This is a genomic window from Ruegeria sp. AN6 (assembly GCF_056540425.1).
In genome coordinates this window covers 214,055-237,157 of record NZ_JBQFWR010000006.1, presented here as the reverse complement: position 1 = coordinate 237,157, position 23,103 = coordinate 214,055, and the positions used below count along the sequence as shown (strand labels likewise).

Genomic DNA, 23,103 nt, shown 5'->3' with positions numbered 1-23,103 from the left:
TTCAAAGGTCCGCCAGCAGGTCACTCATCGCCGCGCGATAATTGATCAGGATCGCATCGCGGGCGATGTGCCGCCCGCCGCACACTTGATGTCGCCCGGCAGACCACAAATCGGACACAGTTCCGTCTGGCGCCGCAAAGCAGAGCCCGTCAAGCAGCTGATCGTCGCGCAGACTGCACAGAGTTGGGTGGCTGCGATCGATTGCTACCAGATCGGCAAGGTGACCCACAGCTATATTTCCAGCCGCGCGCCCAAGGGCTTGCGCTCCACCTCGTGCGGCCCCGGTATAAAGAGCCTGACCAACCGATCCTTCGCCGCGCACCAAAACCGTGCGCGCTTTGTCACGCAACCTTTGGGAATATTCCAGCGTCCGCAACTCCTCAGGCAGTGAAATGCGTACATTCGAGTCTGATCCGACACCAAAGGCACCTCCGGCGTCGGTATAGACAGCCCCATTGAAGATGCCATCGCCCAGATTGGCCTCGGTGATCGGGCAGAGACCGGCGACCGCTCCGGATTGGGCGAGGGCGCGGGTTTCATCTTCGGTCATGTGGGTGGCGTGGATCAGGCACCAGCGCTCGTTCACGTCCGCGTTGTTCAACAACCAATCCACCGGACGCTGACCCAGAGCGGCCTCGACATCCGCGACCTCCTTCTCTTGTTCCGAGATATGGATATGCACCGGGCCGTTAGGAGTTGCCTTGAGCACCTGCTGCAGGTCATCCGGTGAGGTCGCGCGCAAGGAATGCGGCGCGATGCCAATCTGACTATCTGCGTGGGGCAGAAGTGGTTGGCACTCTTCAGTAAGCTGCAAAAACCGATCCACATCATTGCTGAAGCGTAACTGACCACCTGCCAGCGGCTCTTGTTTGACGCCGCCATAGGTGTAGAGCACGGGCAGATGCGTCAGGCCAATCCCGGTTTGGCTTGCTGCCGAAAAGATGCGCTGGCTCAGCTCGGAAAGCTGCGTAAAGGGCGCACCGCCGGGTTGGTGGTGGACATAGTGAAATTCCCCGACCGAGGCATACCCGGCCTCCTGCATTTCCATGAAAACCAGTGCAGCGATGGCTTCGATGTGCTCTGGGGTGAGGCGATTCAGAAAGCGGTACATCAGGGTGCGCCAGGTCCAAAAGCTTTCGCGCCCGGCAGCGCGGGTTTCGGTCATACCGGCCATGGCGCGCTGAAAGGCGTGGCTGTGCAGGTTGGCCAAAGCGGGAAGCAGGACATCGACACGGGTGTCGCTTGGATGGGCGTCTTTCCCGTGTTCCAGCTTCGTGATCCGGCCGTGTTCGATTTCAACCCGAAGATCGCTAACCCAGTCAGAGCCTAACAGGGCCGTTTTGGCATGAACCGTCATCGCAATTCCATTTTGTGTAGACTTTATGAATTTACCCGTATACGAAAAAATCAAGCGCAGGGGGAGCCCAAAAGAATCGCCATGACAAAAAAAACCGTTCTTTGCTGTAAACAGGTGGCCACCATGGGGGGCGACCAGCCCTATGGGATGATTGAGGATGGCGCGATAGCCGTCGAAGGATCACAGATCGTCTGGGTGGGCAGTCAATCTGAAGTTCCAGCAGCTTATGCTAAATGGCAGCGTGTTGATTACGGTGACCGACTGATCACGCCCGGGCTGATTGATGCCCACACCCATGTAGTATTCGGCGGTAACCGCGCGGTAGAGTTCGAGATGCGCCTAAACGGAGCGACCTACGAGGAAATCGCGCGCGCGGGCGGGGGCATCCTGTCGACCGTAAATGGGACGCGGGCGGCAACAGAAGATGAGTTGCTTGCAGGCGCTTTGCCACGCGTGGATGCGCTGTTGGCCGAAGGGGCCTCCTGCATAGAAGTAAAGTCTGGCTACGGTTTGGATTCCGAAACCGAGCTTCGCATGCTGCGCGCCGCACGCTGTATCGCGCAGGAGCGGCCCGTTCGGGTTAAGACCAGCTTTCTGGGCGCACATGCCACTCCGCCGGAATATGCGGGCCGCGACGATGCCTATATTGATGAGGTCTGCATCCCGACCCTGCGCGCGGCCCATGCCGAAGGGCTGGTGGACGCAGTGGATGGGTTCTGCGAAGGCATTGCCTTTGATCCCACACAGATCGAACGGGTTTTTGTTGTCGCGCAAGAGCTTGGCTTGCCGGTGAAGCTGCATGCTGAGCAGTTGTCTAACCTCGGCGGGGCAAAGCTGGCGGCAGCCTACGGGGCTTTGTCCGCTGATCATATCGAGTATCTGGACGCCGACGGTGTTGCCGCCATGGCCACCGCCGGAACGGTTGCGGTCCTTCTGCCCGGCGCATTCTACACGCTGCGCGAGACGCAGATGCCGCCAGTTGAGATGTTGCGGCAGCAGAATGTGCCAATGGCGCTGGCGACCGATTGCAATCCGGGGTCATCACCGCTGACCTCTCTGCTTTTGACGATGAACATGGGTTGCACCTTGTTTCGCATGACACCCGAGGAAGCCCTGGCAGGTGTCACCCGCGTCGCGGCCCGCGCTTTGGGTCTGGATGATACGGGCATGATCGCACCCGGTTTGCGTGCTGATCTCGCTGTTTGGGACATCTCCCATCCGGCCGAACTGTCCTATCGCATCGGTTTCAACCCGCTGCACAAACGTATTTTTGGAGGTGAGGAATGACTCCCCTACCGCTCACTCCGGGCCAGGTGTCGCTGGATCAATTGGCTGAGATTTATTGGACCGAGGCCGCGATCTCGCTGGATGATGCCTGCCGACCCAAGGTAGATGCCGCTGCGGCTCGTATAGCGCAAGCCGCCGAAGGGACTGAGCCCGTCTATGGCGTGAATACCGGCTTCGGTAAGCTGGCGAGCCATAAGATTGCGGCCAAGGACACCTCGACCCTGCAGCGCAACCTGATCCTCAGCCATTGTTGCGGGGTGGGCCCTGCGGTGCCGCGTCGTCTGGCACGGCTGATGATGTCGCTCAAGCTGCTGTCCTTCGGGCGCGGAGCGTCGGGGGTTCGCTGGGAGCTTGTCGCATTGTCGCAACAAATGCTGGCCCGCGGTGTGACGCCCGTGATCCCGGCGCAGGGTTCGGTCGGCGCGTCAGGTGATCTGGCGCCCTTGGCGCATATGACCGCAGTGGTGATCGGGGAGGGCGAGGCAGAGGTAAACGGCACCGTCATGCCGGGTGCGGAGGCTTTGAAAACAGTTGGGCTAGAGCCGATTCAACTTGGCCCAAAGGAAGGTCTTGCGTTCATCAATGGGACACAATTTTCGACCGCCTTTGCGCTGGCCGGTTTGTTCGAAGGCTGGCGTTCGGCGCAAAACGCGTTGGTGATATCGGCGGCGTCAACGGATGCGATCATGGGCTCCACCGCCCCTCTGCAGCCCGAAATTCACGCATTGCGCGGCCATCGTGGACAGATCGAGGCAGCAGCGGCGATGCGGGCCACTTTGGACGGCTCCGAAATCCGCGAAAGCCATCGCGATGGGGATACGCGGGTTCAAGACCCATACTGCATTCGTTGCCAGCCTCAAGTGACCGGCGCGGCGATGGACGTGATCCGACAAGCTGCCGCAACACTGGTGATCGAGGCCAACGCGGCCACCGACAACCCACTGGTTCTGACCGATCCGGATGCCATTGTCTCGGGTGGGAACTTCCACGCCGAGCCGGTAGGCTTTGCCGCCGATATGATCGCACTGGCCCTGTCCGAAATTGGAGCAATCGCGCAACGTCGGATCGCGCTGATGGTCGATCCTGCGCTCAGCTTTGATCTGCCAACATTCCTGACGCCAGAGCCAGGGCTGAACTCGGGCCTGATGATCGCCGAGGTCACTACGGCCGCTCTGATGAGCGAAAACAAGCACCTGGCCAACCCCTGCGTGACAGACAGCACGCCCACATCGGCCAACCAGGAAGACCACGTCTCGATGGCTGCCCACGGGGCGCGGCGGCTGAGCCGGATGGTGGATAATCTGAACTATATTTTGGGGATCGAACTGCTCTGTGCCTCACAAGGCATCGAGTTCCGTGCGCCTCTGGCTACCAGCAAGTCGCTGATCAGCGTCGTTGGGCGTTTGCGCGAGGATATTCCGTCGCTAGGCGATGATCGCTATCTGGCACCCGAGTTGGAAACGGCGAAGTCGTTGGTCGAAAGCGGCGCTGTTCTACAGGCGGCTGCTCTGACTATGCCGGAGCTGTCGTGATGCAGGTTTTCAGTATTCAGAGTGGCGATGGGCCTATCGTTCTGGGGCAGCCGCATGGCGGCACGTTTGTACCCGACGACATCGCCGCGCGACTGAATGCGAACGGGCAAATTTTGACGGATACGGATTGGCACATCAACAAGCTCTACGATGGGTTGGTGGCCAATGCGACGGTCGTGCAATCTCATATCCACCGTTATGTGATCGACGCCAACCGAGACCCTGCGGGCGCATCATTGTATCCGGGGCAGAACACGACAACATTGGTGCCATTGACCGATTTTGACGGTCAGACGATCTGGGCAGAAGGGCAGGAGCCCTCAGCCGATGAGATTGAAGCGCGACGCATCGCCTACCACGCGCCCTACCACAACGCGCTTGAGCAAGAGCTTGAAAGGGTGCGTGCAAAACACGGGGTGGCGATCCTGTTTGACTGCCACTCGATCCGCAGCAAGATCCCGTTCCTGTTCGAAGGTACCCTGTCGGATTTGAACATCGGCACCGATGGCGGTGTGACCTGCGCCCCCGGCATTGAGGCTGCAGCCTATGAATTTTCGCATTCCTCCCCCTACAGCACCGTCCTGAACGGGCGGTTCCGAGGGGGCTGGACGACCCGCCACTATGGCCGCCCGAATGAAGGCCTGCACGCGATCCAGATGGAGCTGGCGCAATCCACCTATCTTTCCACCGAAACCCCTCCGTGGACGTTTGACGACAAGAAAGCCGAAGGCCTGCGTCGCTGGTTGGTGGATATTCTCGACGCCATCCAAGACACTGCATTGGAGCTTTGACATGACCGATCCTCGCAAGAATACCCGCGATATCTATCCGCCCACCGGCCCCGAACTGAACGCAAAAAGCTGGGTCACCGAAGCGCCATTGCGGATGATGATGAACAACCTGCATCCGGATGTGGCCGAAAACCCGCATGAGCTGGTGGTTTATGGAGGCATCGGTCGGGCGGCGCGGACATGGAACGATTTCGACCGGATCGTCGCAGGGCTGAAGGATCTCGAAGAGGATGAAACCCTGATTGTCCAGTCGGGCAAACCGGTGGCGATCATCCATACTCATAAAGATGCACCGCGCGTTCTAATCGCCAACTCGAACATCGTGCCGCATTGGGCCAATTGGGATCATTTTAACGAGCTCGATAAGAAGGGCTTGATGATGTACGGCCAGATGACGGCTGGGTCGTGGATCTATATCGGTACGCAGGGCATCGTTCAGGGCACCTATGAGACCTTTGCCGAGGCAGGTCGTCAGCACTATGGCGGTGACCTTACTGGCAAGTGGATTCTGACCGGTGGTCTGGGCGGCATGGGTGGCGCACAGCCTCTAGCAGCGGTGTTTGCCGGTGCCAGTTGTCTGGCAGTTGAGTGCAATCCAGACTCGATCGATTTCCGCCTGCGCACCAAGTATCTCGACGAAAAAGCCGAAACGCTGGACGAAGCGCTTGAGATGATCGACCGCTGGACAAAGGCGGGCGAGGCGAAATCTGTGGGTCTGCTGGGCAATGCGGCGGAGGTGTTCCCCGAGATTTACGCGCGGATGCAGGCCGGTGGCATGCGCCCCGATATCGTCACTGACCAAACCAGCGCCCATGACCCGATCAATGGGTACCTACCGATCGGTTGGAGCATGGCACAGTGGAAGGACAAGCGAGAGACTGAACCTAAGTCGGTTGAAAAGGCTGCCCGTGCGTCGATGAAGCAGCATGTCGCTGCGATGGTCGACTTCTGGAATGCGGGCGTTCCGACGCTGGATTACGGCAACAACATCCGACAGGTGGCTCAAGACGAAGGTCTTGAGAACGCCTTTGCGTTCCCTGGATTTGTCCCCGCCTATATTCGCCCGTTGTTCTGCAAAGGCATCGGCCCGTTCCGCTGGTGTGCCTTGTCTGGTGACCCCGAGGATATTTACAAGACTGACGCCAAAATGAAGGAATTGTTCCCCAAGAACGAGCACCTGCATCGCTGGCTCGACATGGCGCAAGAACGCATCGCGTTTCAGGGTCTTCCGGCACGTATTTGCTGGATCGGCCTTGGTGATCGTCATCGCGCCGGATTGGCCTTCAACGAAATGGTGGCCAATGGCGAGCTGAAAGCGCCAGTTGTCATTGGGCGAGACCATCTGGACTCGGGCTCGGTCGCCAGCCCAAACCGCGAGACCGAGGCGATGCTGGATGGCTCAGACGCTGTGTCGGACTGGCCGCTGCTGAATGCGCTGATCAATACGGCCAGCGGTGCGACCTGGGTTTCGTTGCATCATGGCGGCGGCGTGGGTATGGGCTTTAGCCAGCATGCAGGTGTGGTGATCTGTGCAGATGGCACCGATGATGCCGCACGGCGCCTGGAGCGGGTGTTGTGGAACGATCCCGCCTCGGGGGTGTGGCGCCACGCGGATGCGGGGTACGAGATCGCCAAAGACTGCGCCCGCGAACATGGGCTGCGGCTGCCAGGTATTCTGGGCTAGATCAAACTGCCTCTGGCGAAAATGCTGCACCTGCGATATCTCGCGGGTGTGCAAATCGGAGGCCTGACATGTACGTAGCCACTTTGCTGACCAACCCAGCGACCCCTTCGCTGGAGGCAACGCTGGTCGAGTCGTTGCGGAATGCTTGGGGCGGGGGTGAGGCGAATTGGCTGTGTCCCGATGAGGCGGCTGAGATTTTCTTGCCAGAAATTCCCGACAATCGCTGGGACGTATGGGCCGACTTGCAGCAGATGGGCGTCGACCTGGTCGTGCAAAAAGCCGAAGGTCGCCGGAAAAAGATGCTGTTGGCTGATATGGACAGCACCATGATCCAACAGGAATGCATCGACGAACTGGCTGATGAGGCTGGTGTGGGCGATCGCGTCAAGGACATCACCGCGCGCGCGATGAATGGCGAACTGGATTTCGAAGGTGCGCTGACCGAGCGCGTCGGCCTGTTGAAGGGGCTAGATGAAGGCGTGATCGGCAAGGTTCTTGAGGAACGGATCACGCTGATGCCCGGCGGTAAGGCCTTACTTTCCACGATGCGTGCGAATGGTGCCTACGCCGCTTTGGTATCGGGTGGTTTTACCGCTTTTACAGCCAAGGTCGCCGAAGAGCTTGGGTTCGATGAGAGCCGGGCGAATACATTGCTGGCAGAGGATGGAAAGCTTACCGGCTACGTGAAGCGGCCCATACTGGGGCGACAGGCCAAAATCGAGGCATTGGAGCAGATCACGGCCAGCCTTGGCATTTTAGAAAGTGATGCAATCGCTGTTGGTGACGGTGCCAATGATCTTGGCATGTTGAGCCTGGCCGGAACGGGTGTTGCGCTGCACGCGAAGCCCTCGGTCGCTGCCGAATGTGATGTCCGCGTAAATCACGGCGATCTGACGGCGTTGTTGTATCTGCAGGGCTACAGCAGGTCAGAGTTTCACGGCCTCTAAAAGGCTTTCTTTAATTTAACGTATATGTTAAATAAGGTCATGAACACGCTTCTGGCCACATTCTCCGCTTTGTCCGATGCCACTCGGTTCTCGATTGTCGAGCAACTGATGGACGATGGCGAGCTGCCCGTCGGCGACCTGATTGAAGGCAAGGGTATGTCAGGGGCTGCGATCTCGCGTCACCTGAAGGTCCTGCGCGAGGCCGGGTTGGTGCAACAACGGGTGCGCGGCACGCAGCGGATGTATTCGGTGCAGCCTGAGGGTCTACGCGCAATTGCCGAGTGGACGATTTCGAAACGACAATTTTGGGAAAGCAGCCTCGACCGTTTGGGCGAACTTATTGAAAAGGAGAACTCATGGCCGAGCTGAAACTGGAACGAGATTTTCCCGTCAGCCCCGAGGACCTGTTCGCATGGGTCAGCGACGGCGCAAAACTGCTGCAATGGTGGGGCCCCGAGGGTCTGCATGTGCCGGAACATGATCTCGATTTTTCGCGCATTGGTCCGTGGTATTCGGTGATGCAGAATGGCGAGGGCCAGCAATTCAAGGTTTCGGGGCACGTCACCCATATCGATCGGCCAAAATCGGTTGGATTTACATGGGCATGGCACGACGATCAGGATCAGCGCGGTGCCGAAAGCCATGTGACCTTCTCGGTCACTGCGACCGACAGCGGATCACGGCTGGTGGTCGATCATCGCGAGCTTGTTGATGCCGAGTCGGCCACGAACCACAACGAAGGCTGGACGTCTTCGCTGCGCAAGCTCGAAGCACTTTGCACATAGGTTTTCATCAGAGAGGAGCGATATGCCCCAATATTTGTTTGTTTATCACGGGGGCCACACCCCAACCGATCCCGCCGAGGTCGAGGCGACCATGGCCGCCTGGGGTGCATGGTTTCAGGACATTGGCGGTTCGCTGGAGATTCCCGGAAACCCCGTGGGTCAATCCTATACTGTCAGCAGTGGCGGGGTCGAAGACAATGGCGGCGCCAACCCGGCCTCGGGTTTCACGGTTGTAAAGGCGGATAGCATCGAAGCCGCAACTGCGATGGCCAAGGGCTGTCCGATGGTGGTGAACGGCTCAGGCTCGGTCGAAGTGGCCGAGGTGCACGAGATCGAGATGTAGCCCTACCCGGGGAATCCCGGCGCAGGTTTGATCACGCCGCATTCCAGCCCGCGACGGCTGTATTGTATGGCGTTCATGAATTTGCGGGTGGCCGGGTGATTGGCCGCTAGCACGCCCAAGTTTACCAGAATGGCCGCGATGGCGCATTCGCTGGCGCGGGTCGTGCCGTCCGTGATTTTCAGCGCAATACCCATTCTCTTCTCGGGAATGATGGCGACAAAAACGGCTTCGGCGCCTGTTTTGATCGCCACACGACCATGCATCGCGCGCATTAATTCGGTACAGGCGCGGGTTTCTCCGGCGACAAGTTCGGGGTGCTTCACCATCGCCGCCGTAAGCTGCGATGCTGCTTCGCTGGAGCGGTCTGACCGGTCAGCGGCTGACGCAAACCATGCCATTGATCGCGCAAGTCCCACCAGGGACGTCGCAAAATTCGGGGCTGAGCAACCATCGATCCCAAAGGTTGGGCTCGTCTCACCTGTGGTCTCTTCGATGGCAGACAGGCAGGCCTGCTGAACCGGGTGATCGATTTCAAGATATTCAGGCCCGGCCCCCATATGCTGGGCCAAAGTCAGGAATCCGCAATGCTTACCTGAGCAATTATTGTGTATTTGACAGGGCGTATCGTCCGCCAGGACCAGTCCGTCTCTGGCTGCCATGTCAGCGGGTTCCTGCGGGCCGCAGCGCAGATCGGGCTCGGACAGGCCGAGGTGATCGAGCCATGCGGACACGCGATCGGTATGGATATGCGCCCCGTTATGCGAGGCACAGGCCAGTGCCAGATGTTCGCTGTTCAAACCGTATTTCGCCGCCGCACCCGAGGTGATCAACGGCAGGGCCTGGATCATTTTGGCCGAGGATCGGGGGTAGATTATCGCGTTCGGATCCCCCCAACTGCGCACGATCTGACTACTATCGTCACAGATCACTGCGTGACCCAGATGCAGGCTCTCTAATAGCGATCCGCGCCAGAGTTCTGTCATCGGTACGGCTTGTGTCATGTCCACCCCATAAATCATGCGCAAAAATCTGCCAATCGCCCTTTCGCCTGTGGCGAAACCTGCGTTAGTGTGTGTATGTCGACAATCATCGGAATACGCAACTGAACAGACGAACCGGCAGGGTTCGCACGCATGTCCGATGGGTATGAGGTATTAGGTCGGGCTAGGAGGCTGGACAGATGGGACTAAAGCTCGTTCGCGTGATCGCGGGCCTGTGTATGGCAGGAATGGCGACAACGGCAATTGCTCAGCAGGCGACCAGTACGAACCGCGTCGCGGCAAAGACCGATTGGAGCGTGTTTGTCGAAGAAGACCCCACCGAATGCTGGAGCGTTTCCGCGCCCAAGGAAACAGTGAACACACGCGGTGGCCGCGTCGTTTCCGTGCGGCGCAGCGATATCCTGCTGTTTGTGTTCTACCGCCCAAATGCTGAGGTCAAAGGGCAAGTGACCTTTACCGGCGGCTATCCGTTTGCCTCTGGATCGACTGTCAATCTACTTGTCGATGGCAGCGAATTCGAACTGTTCACGGATGGCGAATGGGCGTGGCCTGCAACCGCCTCGGACGATGCCAAGATCGTCACGGCTATGAAGCGCGGAAGCGAAGCCGTGCTGACTGCCCGTTCGGAACGTGGAACACAGACCAAAGATACGTTCTCATTGCTGGGTTTCACGGCCGCGATCGAAGACGCTGAAAAGCGCTGCACGAACTAAAGTGCACACAGATATGACCTCGAAACCCCGCTATCCGGCGGGGTTTTCTACGTATGGGTAGATCTTTTGGGTTTATTGGAAATTTATCCAACGTCAGAATGTGTTTTTGATCCGTGTCAAAGCCGACTTCTCGAATTTCTGAACTAATCAGTTTAGATCAATTTGAGGAGTTGGCAATGAATCCAAACAAATATCTGTCCGCGCTTTTGGTGGCGTCTGCGGCGATCCTTGCAGGATGCGAGAAGGAAGCGGAAACTTATCCAATTACGGGTGAGCAATGTGGACCGGAAGATCCCGTAAAAACTCTGGATGCAGAAGATTGCTACATCCCACCTGCAGTAAACTGACAAAAATGGACCGCTGAGGTTTCTGCCTTGGCGGTCCAACTTGATTGGGCGTGGGTTTTGATCTGTGATAGACAGGTGTCTCTGTCAGGAGGATCGACGGATGCGATGGGCTATTGTTTTTCTACTGTTTCCCATGTCCGCAGTTGCGGACCCAACAATGGAGTGTATCGACGCCGGATCGCAGGTTGAGATTGGGTCTTGTGTTTCGGACATGGAAACGCGCGTGAATGCCGCGATAGACTCCAGCTATTCCTTGGCACTTGGCGCTGCAAAAGAACTGGATGACGTCACCGGTCGCGCTGTCGCCACGCCCGCGCTGGAGGCATCGCAAAACGCGTGGACAGCTTATCGCGATGCACAGTGCGAAGCGGTGAGTGCGTCGTTTGGTGGTGGATCAGGCACCGGCATTGCCATAACTGCGTGCCGCGTTGATCTTGGGCGGGCACGTGTTGACGAATTGCTGCGCTATGCAAATTGATGCACGATTTCTTTTGATCTTTGTGCGCGTTCCTATATAGAGGCGCATCCCAAGCCAGAATCCATTGAGATAGCCACATGTCGCCCAAAGCGCCGATCACTCAAGATGTCATGACCATCCCCCGCAAATTGCCCGAGGGGAAGGTGAACCTTGTTGGCCTCACCCGTGATCAATTGCGCGATGTGCTGATTGAGCATGGTACACCGGAAAAGCAGGCTAAGATGCGCACGGGCCAGATCTGGCAGTGGATCTATCAATGGGGCGTGCGCGATTTTGGTGAGATGACCAACCTCGCCAAAGCTTATCGGGCACAACTTGCCGAGAATTTCGTAATCGAAATCCCCGAAGTCGTGACCCGTCAGGTGTCCGAGGACGGCACACGCAAATACCTGTGTCGCATCGCGGGAGGGCACGAAGTAGAGGTCGTCTACATCCCCGAAGAAGATCGCGGTACGCTGTGCATCTCGTCTCAGGTCGGTTGCACGCTGACCTGCTCATTCTGTCATACGGGTACACAGAAACTGGTGCGCAATCTGACCGCGGCAGAGATCGTCGGGCAGGTCATGATGGCGCGGGACGATCTTGAGGAATGGCCGACACCCGGTGCCCCCAAGGACGAGACACGGCTGTTGTCGAATATCGTGCTGATGGGTATGGGCGAGCCGCTCTATAACTTTGAAAATGTCCGTGACGCGATGAAGATCGCCATGGACCCCGAAGGGATTTCCCTGTCGCGCCGACGTATTACCCTGTCGACTTCGGGTGTGGTCCCTGAAATTGAACGTACGGCCAAGGAAATTGGCTGCCTATTGGCGATCTCGTTCCACGCCACAACCGATGAAACCCGCGACGTGCTAGTGCCAATCAACAAGCGCTGGAACATCGAAGAACTGCTGCAGGCACTGGCTAGCTACCCCAATGCCTCGAACTCCGAGCGAATTACGTTTGAATACGTGATGCTGGATGGCGTGAACGACAGCGATGAGGACGCGCATCGACTGATCGAGCACATCAAGCGCCATAAGATTCCGGCCAAAATCAACTTGATTCCGTTCAACGAATGGCCCGGCGCGCCTTACAAGCGTAGCTCGAACAATCGCATCCGAGCCTTTGCCAATATCATTTATCAAGCGGGTTATGCCTCACCCATCCGCAAAACGCGCGGTGAGGATATCATGGCTGCCTGCGGGCAGTTGAAATCGGCCACCGAACGCGCCCGAAAATCGCGCAAGCAGATTGAGGCCGAGGCTGGCCTGAACCGCTAGATTCCGCAGATTGTCCGCCACTACGATAAACTTAATAAATTGAATGCTGTTTTGGCATTCAGAATTTGCTATGTTTAAGGGGCATCTGCTCTGGTTGGGGGGTCACTAGCAAACACAAAGTGGTGAAGTTGCTGGGGCGGTGCTAGCAACACTATTTAAGGCCGCTATCATTTTTCGAACTTAATGCGGCATTTCGGCGAACTGATCAGTCAGGGAGGCCATAGAATGATTACAAGACACCTGCCGATCGTTAAGATCGTGCTGTTTATTGCGGTGTTGGGGCTTATTTCTGTTGCGGGAAATGCACAGAACAACGATCAGGATGCTCATCTGGCCATTGAAAACCCGGCTAATCTGTCCAAGGAAGATGCTCAGGCTCATTACAAATCTCTGTCCCGGCGCATGGAACGAGGCTATGCCGCAGCCCAGTTGGACGTGCTTTTGAACTATCAAGCCTGGCCGCTTTTCAACGATGCGCCCTATATCTCGGCCACCCATGGGCAGCGCTATGTCAACAGCTACGCCAATCGCATGGCGCATAATTACGGAACCTTGCAGGAAGGTGAGGTTTTGCCTGTGGGCTCGGTTCTGGCCAAAGACAGCATGACCGTCACCGATGAGGGTAACGTGCATCCGGGTGCCTTGTTCGTGATGGAAAAACTACCGGCGGGTACCAACCCTGAGACAGCAGATTGGCGATACATCATGGTGATGCCGGATGGTTCGCTGTTTGGCGACACGATGGGATTTCGCGCGTCCGAGGTCGATTACTGCCATGTCTGCCACGAGGCAGTTGCTGACAGGGATAATACGTTTTACGTGCCTGAAGAGTATCGCGTCGAGAACTGAACTTCAGCTTGCTGGTAAGGTCAGTTCGGTGGCCTCACGGCGGCTAAGTTGCTCACCCTGCTTGCGTTTGGACAGAACCTCGCGTGCACGCGCGTATTTCTCATCCTGCCAGAAGATCAAACAGCCGTTGCAGCCTTTGCCGCAACACCCTTCGGTTCCGATGCGATTGGTTTTGAAGCGGCGTTTGTTGCCGTCTTCTCCGATTTTCTCAATCAGTTCATCGCGACGGCGCGCATAAGCTTTGGCGTTGTCAAGACCCGAGGTTTCCAGCCCTTGCACCAGCTTGTCGAACCGAATGCGGCTCCAGTGTTCGTCGGTCAGGGCGCGTTCCTTGCGCAGAACCGAGTAGACTGGGAAACGCGCGCGTAGATCTTCGATATCCTCGTGATCGAACAGCGTGAATGGTACGCGGATGATTGTCTTGGTGCTTCCATGCACCACGTCTAGTCTCGCGCCATCTTGGGCGCGTTCGAAGTTATAAACCCGTAACAACACGGTATCGCGTGAAATCGGAGAGACGAAGTCTAACACATCCCCAGGTTCCAGCTTGTTTTTCACCTCGACTAGAAAGGCATCCTCGGTCACTTCAGTGACGATTCCCGCATATTCCCACTGCGCGATAGACGCGGTGTGCTCGTAATCATGTGCGTAGTTTGTCAGTCGGCCTTCGTGGAAGGCAAGCGTGTAGCCTCGGTTCCCGACGGTTTCGAGTTCACGCATGTAAGGTTTCGGGTCCCAGTTCTCGGGGTCGGCGTGATAGTCGTCAATGGCCATACGATAGGCCCGTGCAACGATGGCGGCGTAGTATTCCGACTTGCCGCGCCCTTCGACCTTCAGGCTGTCGACGCCGATCTTCAGGTATTCATCCAGTTTCGGCATGATGCACAGATCGCGCGAGTTGAGGATGTAGGACCCCCGGTCATCCTCTTCGATGGGCATTAAATCGCCGGGGCGGCAGCCTTCTTCCAACAAGAACTCGAACAGGTCGGCGTTTTCGTCGGTAATGCGCAACTCCTGATGCGTACCGTCTTTCAGACGCAGTTTCAGACCATAATTCCAACGGCAGGAATTGGCACAGTTGCCTTGATTGGCCCCGCGTTCGGCCATGAAGTTCGATAGCAGGCAGCGGCCCGAATAGGTCATGCACATGGCGCCGTGGACGAAGGCTTCAAGCTTGATGTCGGGACATTTCTCGCGGATTTCGACCAGTTCGGGGTAGGAGACTTCGCGGGCCAGTACCACAAGCTCAGCCCCTTGATCCTGCCAGAACTTCACCGAAAGCCACGAACAGATATTGGCTTGCGTCGAGATATGCAGCGGCAGTTCCGGTGCCCGTTCGCGGACGTATTGGAACACGCCGGGATCAGCGATGATTAGCCCGTCGGGCTTCACCTTGCGGACGGTGTCGACGTATTCATCCAGCTTCGGGATGTCTTTATTGTGCGAGAACAAGTTCAGCGTCAGGTACGCGCGCCGGCCATGGCTATGGCAAAATTCGACCCCCTCGATCACCTCTTCCAGCGAGAACTCGGACTTTGTGCGCAGCGACATATCCGGTGTGCCCAGATAGACCGCATCCGCGCCATACAGGATGGCGAGTTTCAATTTGCGCAGATTGCCTGCAGGCATCAGCAATTCGGATCTGAACTGGGTCATAGGGATACCGGGCTAAGGATCAAGGGCGTGTTCTACGCCAAAACCCCTGTGCCCAAAACCCCGTTACCTGCGACGGAATCGCGCTGTGCCGATGACCTCGATCAGTTGTTTTCGAACAGGTTCTGGTTGCGCCTCGACCGCGTTTAGCACCTCGCGCAATTCGGCGCGCAGCCCATGCATCTGGTCGATAAGCGAGATCATCATCGACAGGGCATCGGCCTCCATGTCGTACTGGTCATGCAGTTCGCATGCCAGTTCCAGTCGGGCAACGTCGATGCGCTGATATCGCAGCCCTTGCTCCGATTGCTCGGGGATCACGATCTCAGCTGCCAGATATTCGGTAAGGCGATCCGAAGTCAGGCGGGCGATGGTTTCGATCAGTTCGGCTTCGGTCAATGTACGGCTCATGACGGCATTCCTTTGCGCGGATCATAGCTGTGGGTTTCGCGCCATGTCTCCATGAATTGCTTCAATTCATCGTCTACCTTGTCTGGCATTGCGACGGTCAATTCGATGAACTGATCACCCCTATCGGACGAACCGCGCTTCTTGACCCCTTTGCCACGCAGGCGCAGGGTTTTGCCGCTGCTGGTCCCTGCAGGGACACTGACATTGACGCCCCCGTCGATGGTGGGCGCTTGGACCTTGCCGCCCAGTACCGCTTCGTCAATGGTGATGGGCAAAGTAATGTGGATGTCATCGCCCTGACGGTCAAACACCGGATGATCCGCAACCGAGATGGTGACCAGTGCATCCCCGGGAGGGCCTTCGCCATATCCCGGTGCCCCTTTGCCACGCAGACGGATGGTTTGACCGGTCGTGATGCCCGCCGGTATCTTCACCTCAATCCGGTTCCCATCCGGTAGGGTCAGCTTTTGGCTGGCGCCGAATACGGCATCCAGAAAACTAATCTGCAGTGAGTAATTCAGGTTGTGCCCTGGCGCGTGGAACTCTTGTGTTCGTTGGCCATAACCACCCCGCCCGCGCATGAACTCGGCGAAGATGTCGGACATGTCGTCTTGCTCGGTCGAATACCCGCGATAGGGGTTGCCTGCAGCTTCGGCATAGTCCCGATAATATTGCTGCTGCGGACGTTCCTGACCCGACGCATCAATTTCGCCATTGTCATAGCGTTTGCGCGTTTCGGGGTCTTTTAACAGGTCATAAGCGGCGGCAGCGGCTTTGAACTTGGCTTCGGCTTCCGCATCACCCGGCTTAAGGTCCGGGTGACACTCCTTTGCGATTTTCCGATAGGCTTTCTTGATCTCGGCATCGCTGGCGTCTTTGGCGACACCAAGAACGGTATAGGGATCGTCGCTCATATTGCCTCTCGTTGATGTAGGTATGGTCTGGCCTTGATGAAGGTATTTTATCATGTGATTTCAACAGGTCAAAAAACCTTCGGAGTCGAATTACCTCGCAAATTCTGGTTGTTCTGCTAATATCTGCATGTTTCGAAGTGTTGATTGTCGGAGATCACCTTATGTCGCGCAGAATAAAATCCGCTCTCGCGTTACTAGCCGGGAATGCCATCGGGTTGTTGCTTGCTTCGCTGCTGCTGGCGGGCTTTGCAATCAAGCCGATCTCGTTCATCGTTGTAGTGATTGTCTTCACGCTGGTTCAGGTTGTGGCCGAACCGCTGATCCTGAAGCTGGGCGAGAAGAAGGCCCCGGCGCTGAAAGGTGGGATCGCACTGATTGTCACATTTGCGGGCTTGCTGGTGACCGATCTGATAACAGCGGGGCTAACAGTTGGAGGTATTTCCAACTTACTGGCAGCGACTTTGCTGGTATGGCTGGGCGCGTTGATCGCCAGCATCGTGCTGCCAATCTACGTGTTCACCGAGCTGCGTGAACCTAAGAAGAAATCATAACGCGTTCAGGCTGGCCTCGATCGCCCGCCACAGTTCTTCTACCGGCTCGCACCCGACAGACAAGCGGATAAAGGCAGGGTCGACCGCATCGCCCCAGCGGGCACGCCGCTCGGCTGAGCTGTGGACACCGCCGAAGGATGTGGCAGGGCGCAACAGGGGGCAGGCGTTGATGAACTGTTCGGCTTTCGCCTCAGACTCCAGCGTGATTGTCAGCAGAAAACCGAACCGAGCGGTTTGGGCAGCCGCCAATGCGTGTGATGGATCACCGGGCAGGCCGGGATAGCGAATGTGTTTCACGGCCGGGTGCGATGCCAACCGTTCGGCTAGAACTTGCGCCGAGTTACACATGCGATCAAACCGCACATCCAGCGTTTCAAGGCCACGGTGCAACAACCACGCCTCGTGCGGCCCAGGTATCGCACCTGAAACGCGGCGCCATTCCTCTACGCGTTCCATGATTTGCGCATCGCGGCTGGCGATATGGCCCATCAGCAGGTCCGAATGCCCGCCCATCGCCTTCGTATCCGAACTCACCACCACATCGACGCCAAGGTCCAGTGGGCGTTGGCCCAATGGTGTCATGGTTGTGTTGTCGGCAATCGTGATGCCACCAGCCTCGCGCACGGGCCTGGCGATTGCTGGCAGATCAAGCATATCCAGACCGGGGTTCGATGGGCTTTCCGAGAACACGACATCAATTCCATCAAAGCCACCTTCGGCAAAGGCAGTAGTTGGGCGTTCGACGATTGAAACGCCTAGATTCGACAGGAACCGGTCGGCCAGAAGCCGGGTCACATAATATCCGTCGGATGGGATCAGCAAACGAGACCCTGCTTTGACCGTGGCAAACAGCGCAGCCGAAATCGCCCCCATGCCAGAAGGAAAGCTGAGGCAAGGCGCGTTTTCGAGATGCGACAGGACGTGCTCCAGGTGAACCCAAGTCGGGTTGTCGACTCGGCCATAACTGGCGTGACCGTCTGGATCACCCGGCAAATGAAACATGCTGCTTTGGGTCAATGGCAGGGCCACAGGCTCGCCCTTGTCCAACGCGTTTCCGCGCAGGTGGAGCATCTCGCCGGTCTTGGGTCTAGTCATAGTTCAGCGTCCCGGAATTTGGTCACGCGGGGGAGCGGGCTCCCAGTTCTCGATAATCTCGACCGCCTCCTGCGCGGTGTCGACAAAGCGGAACAGGTCCAGATCTTCGTCTGAGATGGTGCCCGCGTCCGCCAGCGCCTCCCAGTTGATGACTCTCTCCCAGAACTCACGCCCGAACAGCAGGAACGGAACGCGTTCCATCCGTCCTGTCTGGATTAGGGTCAGGGATTCGAACAACTCATCCATGGTGCCGAACCCGCCCGGGAAAATAGTGATGGCGCGGGCGCGCATCAGGAAGTGCATTTTGCGGATAGCAAAATAGTGGAAGTTGAAGCTGAGATCAGGCGTTACATACAGGTTCGGGGCCTGTTCGTGCGGCAGCACGATGTTCAGGCCGATCGAACAGCCACCCGCATCCAGTGCACCGCGATTACCCGCTTCCATTACGCCGGGTCCGCCGCCGGTGACGATCACATTCTCACGGCAGCCGGTCTGGTTCGATTTCTCTGTCATCAGGCGCGCAAACTCGCGCGCCTCATCGTAGTATTTTGACAGCCCGGCCAAGGTCTCAGTCCGCGCCGTGTGTTTCTGGGCTGGTTCCGGGATGCGCGCACCGCCAAACATGACGATAGTCGAGGTGATCTCACGCTCGGTCATGATCATCTCGGGCTTGAGCAACTCCAGTTGCAGGCGAACGGGGCGCAGCTCATCCCGGCACAGGAAATCATCATCAGCGAAGGCAAGTCGATAGGCCGATGACCGCGTCTGCGGCGTGTCCGGCACTTCGCTTGCGGTCGAGCGGTCGGTCTGTGCGTCGCGAAAGGGGCTGAGGCGATCTTCTCTCATAAACGGGGTTCCCTGCTTGCGTGTTTCCAAAACAGCTATAGGGTTCGCGGGAAGAGTGCCAGTCACGGAAAGACAAGAATGGATTGGAAAAGTGAAATATTGGCAGCGCGGGATCGCATTGCCGGACATGCACAAATCACACCTGTGATGCAGAGCAATGCGCTGGGTTATCCGCTCGAGTTGAAGCTGGAGCATATGCAACACACTGGCAGCTTCAAAGCGCGCGGCGCGTTCAACACTTTGCTCAGCATGGATGTTCCTTCGGCGGGCGTGGTGGCGGCATCGGGTGGCAACCATGGAGCGGCTGCGGCTTATGCGGCGCATGCGTTAGGTCATCCGGCGAAGATTTTTGTGCCCGAGCTTGCAGGACCGTCGAAGATTTCCCTGATCGAACGGATCGGAGCCGATCTGAGCGTGGTTCCGGGGGAATATGCCAACGCTTTGACCATGGCTCAGGCACATGAGGCTGAATCTGGTGCAATGCAAATCCACGCCTATGACGCGCCCGCAACTGTTGCCGGGCAAGGGACGTGTTTTGCTGAATGGGACGCGCAGGGTTTGCAGGCAGATACAGTTCTGGTTGCTGTCGGTGGCGGCGGCCTGATTGCTGGGGCGCTGGCTTGGTTTCAGGGTGCGCGCAAGGTTGTGGCTGTCGAGCCGGAAACCTCCTGCGCGCTGAATGCTGCCTTGGCAGAAGGTGAGCCGGTTGATGTTTCGGTCTCAGGCATTGCAGCGAATGCGTTAGGCGCACGTCGAATTGGCGATATCTGCTTCGGTCTGGCACAGGGGATGACTTCGGTTTTGGTTCCCGATGAGGCGATAGCGCAGGCCCAGCAGACATTGTGGCAAGCTCATCGAATTTTGGTGGAACCAGCTGGGGCGGCAGCCATGGCTGCGCTGATCTCAGGTGCATATCAGCCCGAACCAGATGAGCGGGTTGCGGTTCTTATCTGCGGTGGGAATATTGCGCCGGACCCCCTGGCTGATTGAATTAACTGCTTGTGGAAACACGTTGTGAATTTTATCTATAATTTATGACTGCAACCATTGCCGACACGATATATCAAGCGCTGAGCCAGAAGATCATAACTGGCGACCTTGCCGCCGGTGAGAAGTTGCGTCAGGACCATATCGCGCGCGACTTTGAAACCAGCCATGTGCCGGTGCGCGAAGCGCTGCTGCGGCTTGAGGCACATGGATTGGCCAAAAGCGAGCCGCGAAAGGGCATGCGTGTCACTGCCTTGGACCCCGCCGAAGTGCGTGAGGTGATCGAAATGCGTGTCGCGCTTGAATCTCTGGCATTGCAGCATTCAGCGCAAAACATGACCCCAACCGCACTGAAATTAGCTGATCGGGCGCGAAAAGACTGCGATGAGGCTGACAGTATGCCGCAATGGGAAGCGCGGAACAGAATCTTTCACCGAGCTATCCTGACGCCATGCGGCCTACCTCGCCTGTTGCATGCGATTGATGATCTGCATATTGCCAGCGCGCGGCATCTGTTCGCGCACTGGCGACCAAAATGGATGCAGCGGATCGATACGGATCACGCGGCTATAATTCAGGCGTTAAAAAGCAAAGATGTGTCAGCGGCGACATCGATTCTGGTGCGCCACATTCGCCGCGCAAATTGAATTATTTCAGGCAGTTAAGTGCTATTTTTTCACCGCTGAAGATTTCACTTGATTTTTAATAGATAAAAATGATGATCATGAGTCAACTGGTCAATAATTATCTATAAAAGGAAACACAATGAAAACCATGCTGCGATCCGCCTTGCCGACTACCGGTGCGCTCAGCCCGGCGGGACAGATCATCCGTGTCGTGATGGGCATCCTTCTGCTGACAGCCAGCGCAAAAGTCCAAGTGCCATTTTGGCCGGTGCCGATGACCCTGCAGGTCGCTGCCGTCATGGCGATTTCTGCAGCTTTCGGGATGCGCCTCGGATCCGCAACTGTGATTGGCTACATGGTGGCTGGAGCCGTCGGTCTGCCGGTTTTTGCCGGGACACCCGAAAAAGGCATCGGACTGGCCTATATGATGGGCGGCACTGGTGGCTATCTGCTCGGCTTCGTTGTTGCCGCGGCCATCGTCGGATGGGTGGCGGATAATCTGCGCAAGCTGTTTTTGGTCCCGGCCATGTTAGCTGGACTTGTAGCGATCTACGCTCTGGGTCTGGGGTGGCTGGCCCAGTTTGTACCTGCGGACAAAGTGCTGGTTTACGGTTTCAGCCCGTTTATCGTAGGTGATCTTGTAAAGATCGCGTTGGCGGCCGTTATGGTGATTGGCCTGCCAACGGGTTTGATGCAGAAAATCCGCGGGTCGCAAGCGGATGCTTGATACCGGACAGGACATCCGCAGCAACTGGACCGTGGATGAGGTGGAGGCGCTACTGCGCCTCCCGCTGCTGGATCTGGTTGGCCGTGCAAACACCATCCATCGGACGTATCACGACCCGGAAGACATTCAGAAGGCCAGCCTGCTATCGATCAAAACCGGCAGCTGCCCGGAAGATTGTGCCTATTGCCCTCAATCCGCGCATCACCGCGAGGTCGAACTGACCAAAGAGAAATTGATGGACCCCGGGCATGTGGTCTCGCTGGCGAAACGGGCCAGGGATGCCGGGGCCGAGCGGTTCTGCATGGGGGCCGCGTGGCGCCAAGTGCGGGATGGGGAAGAATTCGACAATGTTCTGGAAATGGTTCGGGGCGTTCGCAATCTGGGGATGGAAGCCTGCGTGACACTGGGTATGTTGAAGCCGCATCAGGCCCAACGACTCGCCGACGCGGGACTAACTGCCTACAATCACAACCTTGACACCTCGCCGGAGTTCTATGGTGAGATCATCGGGACGCGCACCTATCAGGATCGGTTGGAAACACTCAGCTATTGCCGTGACGAAGGTATCGATCTGTGTTGTGGAGGTATCATCGGCATGGGTGAAAGTCTGCGGGATCGTGCTTCTCTATTGCAGGTTCTAGCGAGTTTTGACCCACATCCCGAAAGCGTTCCAATCAATGCTCTGATCCCGATTAAGGGCACTCCGCTGGAGCAACGAGAGAAGGTGAGCATCTTCGACCTGGTGCGCATGGTTGCGACCGCACGAACCACCATGCCAGCAACCCGCGTACGCTTGTCGGCGGGCCGGTCTGACTTTTCGACCGCAGAGCAGGCATTGTGTTTTCTAGCCGGCGCAAACTCGGTTTTCTACGGAGATGTTTTGCTGACCGCACCCAATGCCGGAACGCAAAATGACAGGGACATGTTTACAGTTCTTGGCGCAATAGCAGAAGATTGACGCATGTAGGGTTGCTTGCGTCGCATTGCGCCATGGTTTCACCTTGCGTATAGGCCACATCAACGTGAACAGATTCTCTAGGGAGACGCCTATGTCAAACGCGCAACTGGAAGCCGCTATCGAAGCCGCCTGGGACATGCGTGATACGATCACACCGGCCACGACGGGCGAGCAGCGTGAGGCCATCGAGGATACTCTGAATGCGTTGGACAGCGGTTCATTGCGCGTTGCCGAAAAGCAGGCAGATGGCAACTGGCACGTAAACCAGTGGGCTAAGAAGGCCGTTCTTCTGGGGTTCCGTATCAAGGATATGGAGATCCAAAATGGCGGCCCGCAAGCCGGTGGCTGGTGGGACAAGGTCGACAGCAAGTTCGCCGGTTGGGATGAGAACCAGTGGCGCGCTGCAGGTTTCCGGGCGGTGCCCAACTGCGTCGTGCGCAAGTCAGCCTATGTTGCACCCGGTGCGGTGTTGATGCCGTCATTTGTGAACCTGGGTGCTTATGTGGACGAAGGCACCATGGTCGATACCTGGGCAACGGTCGGCTCTTGCGCACAGATCGGAAAGAATGTGCACCTGTCGGGCGGTGTTGGCATCGGCGGAGTGCTGGAGCCAATGCAGGCTGGTCCCACCATCATCGAAGATAACTGCTTTATCGGTGCCCGTTCCGAGGTTGTTGAGGGCTGTATTGTCCGCGAAGGCTCGGTTCTGGGCATGGGCGTATTCATTGGCAAGTCGACCAAGATTGTCGATCGCGAAACCGGTGAGGTTATGTATGGCGAGGTTCCGCCCTATTCAGTGGTTGTTGCAGGCTCGATGCCGTCCAAGAACAACGTCAGCCTGTACTGCGCGGTCATCGTGAAACGCGTTGATGAAAAGACGCGCTCGAAAACCGGGATCAACGATCTGCTGCGCGACTGATCCTGAGCTGTTTATTTAAGATTTGGCCGCAGAATAG

26 protein-coding genes are annotated in these 23,103 nt (G+C 57.3%); 19 read left to right on the top strand and 7 right to left on the bottom strand.

The features are described 5' to 3' along the window. Position 1 precedes the first annotated feature (1 nt). The gene (locus ACR0MQ_RS12290; protein ID WP_480608491.1) at positions 2-1,357 is read right to left on the bottom strand and encodes a formimidoylglutamate deiminase; all 1,356 of its coding nucleotides are present in this window, start codon (positions 1,355-1,357) and stop codon (positions 2-4) included. An 81-nt stretch (positions 1,358-1,438) separates the two neighbouring features. Between ACR0MQ_RS12290 and hutI the strand changes: the two genes are divergently transcribed. From hutI to ACR0MQ_RS12250, 8 genes are all read left to right on the top strand, one after another. Then, entirely contained in the window at positions 1,439-2,644 is a 1,206-nt protein-coding gene (gene hutI, locus ACR0MQ_RS12285; RefSeq protein ID WP_480608489.1) for an imidazolonepropionase, read from the top strand. After that, the gene (gene hutH / locus ACR0MQ_RS12280) at positions 2,641-4,176 is read left to right on the top strand and encodes a histidine ammonia-lyase (RefSeq protein ID WP_480608487.1); all 1,536 of its coding nucleotides are present in this window, start codon (positions 2,641-2,643) and stop codon (positions 4,174-4,176) included. Before hutI ends, hutH begins: the two co-directional genes overlap by 4 nt. Continuing rightward, a complete protein-coding gene (gene hutG, locus ACR0MQ_RS12275) occupies positions 4,176-4,967 on the top strand; it encodes an N-formylglutamate deformylase (RefSeq protein ID WP_480608485.1) in 792 nt (263 codons plus the stop codon). The genes hutH and hutG overlap by 1 nt, the downstream gene beginning before the upstream one ends. A 1-nt stretch (position 4,968) precedes the next feature. After that, positions 4,969-6,651 (top strand): urocanate hydratase, encoded by a 1,683-nt coding sequence (gene hutU, locus ACR0MQ_RS12270; RefSeq protein ID WP_480608483.1) that lies wholly within the window; start codon positions 4,969-4,971, stop codon positions 6,649-6,651. Between the two features lie 68 nt (positions 6,652-6,719). Beyond that, on the top strand, positions 6,720-7,598 hold the full coding sequence (gene serB / locus ACR0MQ_RS12265; RefSeq protein ID WP_170771653.1) for a phosphoserine phosphatase SerB: 879 nt from the start codon (positions 6,720-6,722) through the stop codon (positions 7,596-7,598). 39 nt (positions 7,599-7,637) lie between these two features. Continuing rightward, a complete protein-coding gene (locus ACR0MQ_RS12260; RefSeq protein ID WP_170771651.1) occupies positions 7,638-7,967 on the top strand; it encodes a metalloregulator ArsR/SmtB family transcription factor in 330 nt (109 codons plus the stop codon). Then, on the top strand, positions 7,955-8,383 hold the full coding sequence (locus tag ACR0MQ_RS12255) for an SRPBCC family protein (RefSeq protein WP_480608481.1): 429 nt from the start codon (positions 7,955-7,957) through the stop codon (positions 8,381-8,383). The genes ACR0MQ_RS12260 and ACR0MQ_RS12255 overlap by 13 nt, the downstream gene beginning before the upstream one ends. A gap of 22 nt (positions 8,384-8,405) precedes the next feature. Further along, positions 8,406-8,726 (top strand): YciI family protein, encoded by a 321-nt coding sequence (locus ACR0MQ_RS12250; protein ID WP_170590088.1) that lies wholly within the window; start codon positions 8,406-8,408, stop codon positions 8,724-8,726. Positions 8,727-8,728: 2 nt separating this feature from the next. Here the strand turns inward: ACR0MQ_RS12250 and ACR0MQ_RS12245 are convergent, their stop codons facing one another. Next, entirely contained in the window at positions 8,729-9,727 is a 999-nt protein-coding gene (locus ACR0MQ_RS12245; protein WP_170771647.1) for an asparaginase, read from the bottom strand. A gap of 179 nt (positions 9,728-9,906) precedes the next feature. Between ACR0MQ_RS12245 and ACR0MQ_RS12240 the strand changes: the two genes are divergently transcribed. From ACR0MQ_RS12240 to ACR0MQ_RS12220, 5 genes are all read left to right on the top strand, one after another. After that, positions 9,907-10,440 carry an invasion associated locus B family protein gene (locus ACR0MQ_RS12240; protein WP_010440673.1) on the top strand — a complete coding sequence of 178 codons (534 nt, stop codon included), beginning with the start codon at positions 9,907-9,909 and terminating at the stop codon, positions 10,438-10,440. Positions 10,441-10,616: 176 nt separating this feature from the next. Continuing rightward, positions 10,617-10,787: a hypothetical protein gene (locus tag ACR0MQ_RS12235; protein ID WP_170476416.1), complete on the top strand. Its 171-nt coding sequence runs from the start codon at positions 10,617-10,619 to the stop codon at positions 10,785-10,787. Between the two features lie 100 nt (positions 10,788-10,887). Further along, positions 10,888-11,265 carry a lysozyme inhibitor LprI family protein gene (locus ACR0MQ_RS12230; protein ID WP_480608478.1) on the top strand — a complete coding sequence of 126 codons (378 nt, stop codon included), beginning with the start codon at positions 10,888-10,890 and terminating at the stop codon, positions 11,263-11,265. Between the two features lie 77 nt (positions 11,266-11,342). After that, positions 11,343-12,530: a dual-specificity RNA methyltransferase RlmN gene (gene rlmN / locus ACR0MQ_RS12225; protein WP_480608476.1), complete on the top strand. Its 1,188-nt coding sequence runs from the start codon at positions 11,343-11,345 to the stop codon at positions 12,528-12,530. A 225-nt stretch (positions 12,531-12,755) separates the two neighbouring features. Continuing rightward, on the top strand, positions 12,756-13,379 hold the full coding sequence (locus ACR0MQ_RS12220) for a cytochrome P460 family protein (protein WP_480608474.1): 624 nt from the start codon (positions 12,756-12,758) through the stop codon (positions 13,377-13,379). A gap of 3 nt (positions 13,380-13,382) precedes the next feature. Here the strand turns inward: ACR0MQ_RS12220 and ACR0MQ_RS12215 are convergent, their stop codons facing one another. The 3 genes from ACR0MQ_RS12215 to ACR0MQ_RS12205 all read right to left on the bottom strand — a co-directional run bounded on the left by ACR0MQ_RS12215 (position 13,383) and on the right by ACR0MQ_RS12205 (position 16,357). Further along, a complete protein-coding gene (locus ACR0MQ_RS12215; RefSeq protein WP_480608472.1) occupies positions 13,383-15,035 on the bottom strand; it encodes a U32 family peptidase in 1,653 nt (550 codons plus the stop codon). 63 nt (positions 15,036-15,098) lie between these two features. Beyond that, complete coding sequence (locus ACR0MQ_RS12210) at positions 15,099-15,443, bottom strand: hypothetical protein (protein WP_170771640.1); 345 nt, start codon at positions 15,441-15,443, stop codon at positions 15,099-15,101. After that, positions 15,440-16,357: a J domain-containing protein gene (locus tag ACR0MQ_RS12205; protein ID WP_170771638.1), complete on the bottom strand. Its 918-nt coding sequence runs from the start codon at positions 16,355-16,357 to the stop codon at positions 15,440-15,442. Before ACR0MQ_RS12205 ends, ACR0MQ_RS12210 begins: the two co-directional genes overlap by 4 nt. A gap of 161 nt (positions 16,358-16,518) precedes the next feature. Here ACR0MQ_RS12205 and ACR0MQ_RS12200 point away from each other — a divergent pair, with 161 nt between their 5' ends. Next, positions 16,519-16,908 (top strand): hypothetical protein, encoded by a 390-nt coding sequence (locus ACR0MQ_RS12200; protein ID WP_480608469.1) that lies wholly within the window; start codon positions 16,519-16,521, stop codon positions 16,906-16,908. On the opposite strand, the gene ACR0MQ_RS12195 is transcribed toward ACR0MQ_RS12200, so the two are convergent. Beyond that, positions 16,903-18,003, bottom strand: coding sequence for a cystathionine gamma-lyase (locus tag ACR0MQ_RS12195; protein WP_480608467.1), 1,101 nt, complete (start codon positions 18,001-18,003; stop codon positions 16,903-16,905). The genes ACR0MQ_RS12200 and ACR0MQ_RS12195 overlap by 6 nt on opposite strands. Before the next feature lie 3 nt (positions 18,004-18,006). Further along, positions 18,007-18,849, bottom strand: coding sequence for an LOG family protein (locus ACR0MQ_RS12190; protein ID WP_480456553.1), 843 nt, complete (start codon positions 18,847-18,849; stop codon positions 18,007-18,009). Between the two features lie 78 nt (positions 18,850-18,927). Here ACR0MQ_RS12190 and ACR0MQ_RS12185 point away from each other — a divergent pair, with 78 nt between their 5' ends. The 5 genes from ACR0MQ_RS12185 to dapD all read left to right on the top strand — a co-directional run bounded on the left by ACR0MQ_RS12185 (position 18,928) and on the right by dapD (position 23,066). Then, positions 18,928-19,839 (top strand): threonine/serine dehydratase, encoded by a 912-nt coding sequence (locus tag ACR0MQ_RS12185; protein ID WP_010440690.1) that lies wholly within the window; start codon positions 18,928-18,930, stop codon positions 19,837-19,839. 44 nt (positions 19,840-19,883) lie between these two features. Further along, positions 19,884-20,483: a GntR family transcriptional regulator gene (locus ACR0MQ_RS12180; protein WP_480608464.1), complete on the top strand. Its 600-nt coding sequence runs from the start codon at positions 19,884-19,886 to the stop codon at positions 20,481-20,483. A 118-nt stretch (positions 20,484-20,601) separates the two neighbouring features. Beyond that, positions 20,602-21,189: a biotin transporter BioY gene (locus tag ACR0MQ_RS12175; RefSeq protein WP_170545364.1), complete on the top strand. Its 588-nt coding sequence runs from the start codon at positions 20,602-20,604 to the stop codon at positions 21,187-21,189. Next, on the top strand, positions 21,182-22,147 hold the full coding sequence (gene bioB, locus ACR0MQ_RS12170; protein WP_480608462.1) for a biotin synthase BioB: 966 nt from the start codon (positions 21,182-21,184) through the stop codon (positions 22,145-22,147). Before ACR0MQ_RS12175 ends, bioB begins: the two co-directional genes overlap by 8 nt. A gap of 91 nt (positions 22,148-22,238) precedes the next feature. Then, positions 22,239-23,066, top strand: coding sequence for a 2,3,4,5-tetrahydropyridine-2,6-dicarboxylate N-succinyltransferase (dapD, locus tag ACR0MQ_RS12165; RefSeq protein ID WP_170771626.1), 828 nt, complete (start codon positions 22,239-22,241; stop codon positions 23,064-23,066). The last annotated feature ends 37 nt before the right edge of the window (positions 23,067-23,103 follow it).